Below are 4,494 nucleotides of genomic sequence, written 5' to 3'. Positions count from 1 at the left end.
TTTTATCTAATAAATTTTTAAAATAAATGGGGTCCAAACATCATATATCTAATATTTTTAGAATATGTGAATTAGAAAGTAGTAATAATTATTAAAGTTAAGAAATCGGAACTTATTAAAACTAATAAATCCAAAAAAAATATGCGTACTAAATCCAGAGGCAATCCGAAAAATCTGTAAGCATATGAAATAGTAATCCAATAGCTATAACTCTTGTTTTAGCAGGTATTAATAATAAAAAATATACCGAAATGGCATAATAAGAATGTAGTGGATGGAAATTTATACTACATCTTCCAGCTTCAAAAATAGGAGTTGTTAAAAGGTGGTCCAAATCAACTAGCATTGTTAAAATAAAAATCAACCAAACCTTTTTCCAATTGCTTCTAAAAAATAGATAAGCAATAATTCCGGGCACTATAAAGTGCATTCCGTAGTGAACAATAAAGCGTAGAATTTCCAAGGATTACAAGATGAAATTTTGAGATTCTAAATAATTTAAAACATTTGGACCTTCCATAAAAAGTAGATCTAAAATACTAAGATTCGGAATAAAACCATGGTTTTGTTCAAATACTTGAATGTATCTATCTAAACTATACTGTGGTGCTCCTTTTGCAACAGCCAAATTTCTATAATCTTTTAAGGATGTTTCTTTTAAAAATTCGTTGGTTTTTGTAGTAGTAATTTCCAATTGTAAGGCATCCATAATAAGTTGATGACACAGCAAATTTAAATCTAATAAAAAAGTGTGTTTTTTATCAAATACAGGAAGCAAATCATCAATATAAAATTCAAAAAAAGGAGAGGAGTTGTAGGCTGTAATTAACGTTTTTAAATGCAGTTTGTTCCAATCGTCTTTATAATCAATTTTTACGTCTTTTGTTTTTTGTTTTATTCCTTTGTCACGTTGGATTGGTACATTTAGCAAGTGTTTACCATCTGCAGTATAAATATAACACCTGTTTCTATACGTTTGCTTTTGAAAATTATCTTCAACTTCAAAACAAATAGTATCACTTTTGGAAATAGCAACATATTGAATTATTGGTGAAAAATAAGTTGGTTGCAGTAAAATCATAGACTTTTGTATCTGGTAATAGGTATCTGAAAGCTAGTATCAAGTATTTAGTAATCGGATTTTTACCCTTCTTCTCTTTTACGTTTTCTATAAGTACTGTAACCAAACCAAAGTACCAATGCTCCTATAAAGTAGTAAAGGTACGATACGGGTTTTCCTGATCCGTGTACTGTTGTAAAAACACGTTCCCATCTAATTTTTTCAGCAATTCCTTCTCCATTGGTATCCCAGCTGAACCAAATAAATACAGGTTTTCCAACAACATGATCAAAAGGTACATATCCCCAATAACGCGCATCTTCAGAATTATGACGGTTATCTCCCATCATCCAATAATAATCTTGTTTAAAGGTATATTCAGTTGTTAATTTACCGTTGATAAAGATTTCATCGCCATTTACTGTTAAATTATTGTTTTCATAGACTTCAATAATTCTTTTGTAAAAAGGTAAAGATTCTGAATTTAAAGCAACGGTTTTTCCAGCTTTAGGAATATAAATAGGACCATAATTATCGTCGGACCATGCATATTGCTCATTATGTGGAAAAACTCTTGAATTGTAAGTTCCACTTGGAGTTAACTGTTTAGTAACGCTTGTAATAAGTGGATTGTTTTTAAGTTTTTCCGCATTTTCATCTGTTAAGTTAAGATTGTAATACTCTCCAAAATTACGACCTTCGGTAACGCCATATCTTTTTAAAGTAGCACCACTAAGCTGTTGTCCTTTAGTAACAACTTTGTGCATATATTGTGTTTTTGCTCTATCTGGTAAAACGGTTTTGTCTCCGTTAATATATATATAACCATCTCTAATTTCTAAAGAATCTCCAGGGATACCAACGCAACGCTTAACATAATTTGATTTTTTATCAATAGGTTTTTTAATATGAATATTTGAAGTGTCAAAAAAACGCTGAACCGTATCTACAGGCCAGCTGAAAACAACAATCTCATTTCGTTTAATGTTTTGAAAACCAGGGATTCTAAAATAAGGTAATTGTGGTTTTTGCAAATAAGATTTTTTTCCGATAAAAGGTAAAGAATCGTGTACCATTGGAGCAGCAACTGTTGTCATCGGCGCTCTTGCACCATAATGAAATTTACTTACAAAAAGAAAATCACCAATTAACAATGATTTTTCTAACGAAGAAGTTGGTATTGTATAAGGTTGCATAATATACGTGTGAACCAAAGTTGCAGCAATAATGGCAAAAACAATAGAGCTTACCCATTCACCAAGTTCGGTTCTGGATTTTAAACTTCTGTCTTCAATATAGGCTACTTTTTCAATATAGTTTAAGTAATAACTATAAAAACCTAATGTAGCAACTGCAAGTATTGAATCTATGGTTTTGTATTTTCCAAAACTTCGAACGGTTTCAACCCAAATTACTGGGAACATTAATAAGTTTATTATGGGAATAAATAATAAAATAACCCACCAAGTAGGTCTTTTAATAATTTTCATTAAAACTATTGCATTGTAAATTGGAACAATTGCTTCCCAAGATTTTCTACCCGCTTTTTTATATAATTTCCAAGTTCCAAAAAAGTGAATAACTTGTATAATTAAAAAAAAGATAAACCATTCAATCATTGTCATAATAAATATTTTAATATTACTTTAAGCCTAACACATCTTTCATAGTAAAAACTCCTGTTTTACCGTGCAACCACTCTGCCGCAATTACTGCACCTAATGCAAAACCACTTCTATTATGTGCAGTGTGTTTAATTTCTATACTATCAACATCAGATTTATAAACAACTGTATGTGTTCCTGGAACATCATCTATACGTTTTGCAATTATAGGTATTTCAGAATTACTATTTGTTACATCTAAGTTCCAACTTTTTTTATTGGTGTGTTTTATAACACCTTCAGCCAAAGTAATTGCAGTTCCACTTGGAGCATCTAATTTTTTAGTATGATGAATTTCTTCCATAGAAATGTTATATTCTTCTAATTGATGCATCATTTTTGCGAGTTGCTCGTTCAATTCAAAGAAAATATTTACACCCAAACTGAAATTTGAAGCATAAATAAAACCACCGTTTTTTTGATTGCAAAGTTCAGCAACAGCTGGGAATTTTTCTAACCAACCAGTAGTTCCACTAATAACAGGAACATTGTTATTTAAACAGCAAGAAATGTTATTAAAAGCTACCGATGGAATACTAAAATCAATAGCAATATCCGCAATTTTGATATCGTATTTTTTGGTGTTTTCATCTACTTTTAACACTATTTTATGACCTCTTTGTATAGCAATTTCTTCAATTGTTTTACCCATTCGTCCATAACCCAATAAAGCTATTTTCATGTGTCTTTTTTATTTGTTTTAATGGTCACATGCTGTTCGCTAATAATCATTCCACTTTGGTGATAAACTTTTAGCATGCTAGTTTCATTGTTAAAATTTAAAATTTAATGAAGCTACAACTACAGATTTGTTGTTGGTAGCATCTTTAATAATTTGTGGAGAAAGTGTTAAGTTATTATCAACATTATGTTGCAATAAATGTGCGTTTGTACTTGCTTCTAGTACTTGCAAAACGTAAAGTGCAACAGTTACTAATAAAGACAAATCTTTATCTTTTTTATATGATTTTTGCGCTCTAACTAAAGCGTCGTCAGATAAAAATATATTTCCTCCAACGCCATCAAATTCGTTTGGTTTACCGTCTAATCTTAATTTGAACGCAGTACGTGCTCTGTTATAATTAGTATTATTTAAATCATAAAAATAAACCCCACTACCAAGTGCCGCATATACTAAAGGAATTTTCCAATATTTTTTATTATATGCTTGTCCTAAGCCCGGCAAAATTGCAGAATAAAATGCAGCTCTAGCTGGTGATAACATATCAAATTCATTAGGAGAAGTATAAGTGGTATCTTTTGCTTTTATTATCAAATCTTCTTGAGAATAAGAATTGATAGTGAAAAACAAACTAGCAACTAATAAAATATAAAACTTTTTATACAGCACTATTCTAATAATTTTTTTATACGGTTAAAATCTTCTTCGGAATGAAAAGGAATAAGAATTTTTCCTTTGTCTGCTCCAGATAATTTAACGTCAATTTTATGTCCAAAGTATTCGCTAAAAGTTTTTAATCCTTTAGAAACAAATTTTGGAGTTTCACTATTTTTAGTAACTGTTTTTTTAGATTTTTCAAAACCTTCTTTAAGCTGTTTTACAATTTGTTCGGTTTGTCTAACAGATAATTTTTGTGCTACTATTTTTTCATAAATACTTAATTGTTCTTCAGTATTTTCAATATTTATTAGTGCTCTACCGTGTCCCATAGATAAAAATCCATCTCGCATACCAGTTTGAATAATGGGATCTAATTTTAATAAACGTAAATAATTAGTTATTGTAGAACGTTTTTTTACAACGCGTTG

6 protein-coding genes are annotated in these 4,494 nt (G+C 29.9%); all 6 read right to left on the bottom strand.

Annotated features, from left to right (window positions below):
- Nucleotides 1-148: 148 nt before the first annotated feature.
- Nucleotides 149-463, bottom strand: coding sequence for a DUF6122 family protein (locus AB1Z17_RS01490; RefSeq protein WP_368050019.1), 315 nt, complete (start codon nt 461-463; stop codon nt 149-151).
- A 3-nt stretch (nt 464-466) separates the two neighbouring features.
- Nucleotides 467-1,081, bottom strand: coding sequence for a WbqC family protein (locus tag AB1Z17_RS01485; RefSeq protein WP_368050018.1), 615 nt, complete (start codon nt 1,079-1,081; stop codon nt 467-469).
- A gap of 62 nt (nt 1,082-1,143) precedes the next feature.
- The gene (gene lepB / locus AB1Z17_RS01480) at nt 1,144-2,685 is read right to left on the bottom strand and encodes a signal peptidase I (protein ID WP_368050017.1); all 1,542 of its coding nucleotides are present in this window, start codon (nt 2,683-2,685) and stop codon (nt 1,144-1,146) included.
- Nucleotides 2,686-2,701: 16 nt separating this feature from the next.
- Nucleotides 2,702-3,406, bottom strand: a complete 705-nt coding sequence (dapB, locus tag AB1Z17_RS01475) for a 4-hydroxy-tetrahydrodipicolinate reductase (protein ID WP_368050016.1) — start codon at nt 3,404-3,406, stop codon at nt 2,702-2,704.
- Between the two features lie 90 nt (nt 3,407-3,496).
- Nucleotides 3,497-4,075, bottom strand: a complete 579-nt coding sequence (locus tag AB1Z17_RS01470) for a DUF5683 domain-containing protein (protein ID WP_368050015.1) — start codon at nt 4,073-4,075, stop codon at nt 3,497-3,499.
- A partial coding sequence (locus AB1Z17_RS01465) for a ParB/RepB/Spo0J family partition protein (RefSeq protein ID WP_368050014.1) occupies nt 4,075-4,494 on the bottom strand: 420 nt, incomplete at its 5' end. The genes AB1Z17_RS01465 and AB1Z17_RS01470, both read right to left, overlap by 1 nt.

The organism is Lutibacter sp., assembly GCF_040883305.1.
In the GTDB taxonomy this organism is placed as follows: Bacteria; Bacteroidota; Bacteroidia; order Flavobacteriales; family Flavobacteriaceae; genus Lutibacter.
The sequence above is the reverse complement of the archived record's forward strand: the minus strand, read 5'-3'. Positions and strand labels throughout refer to the sequence as shown.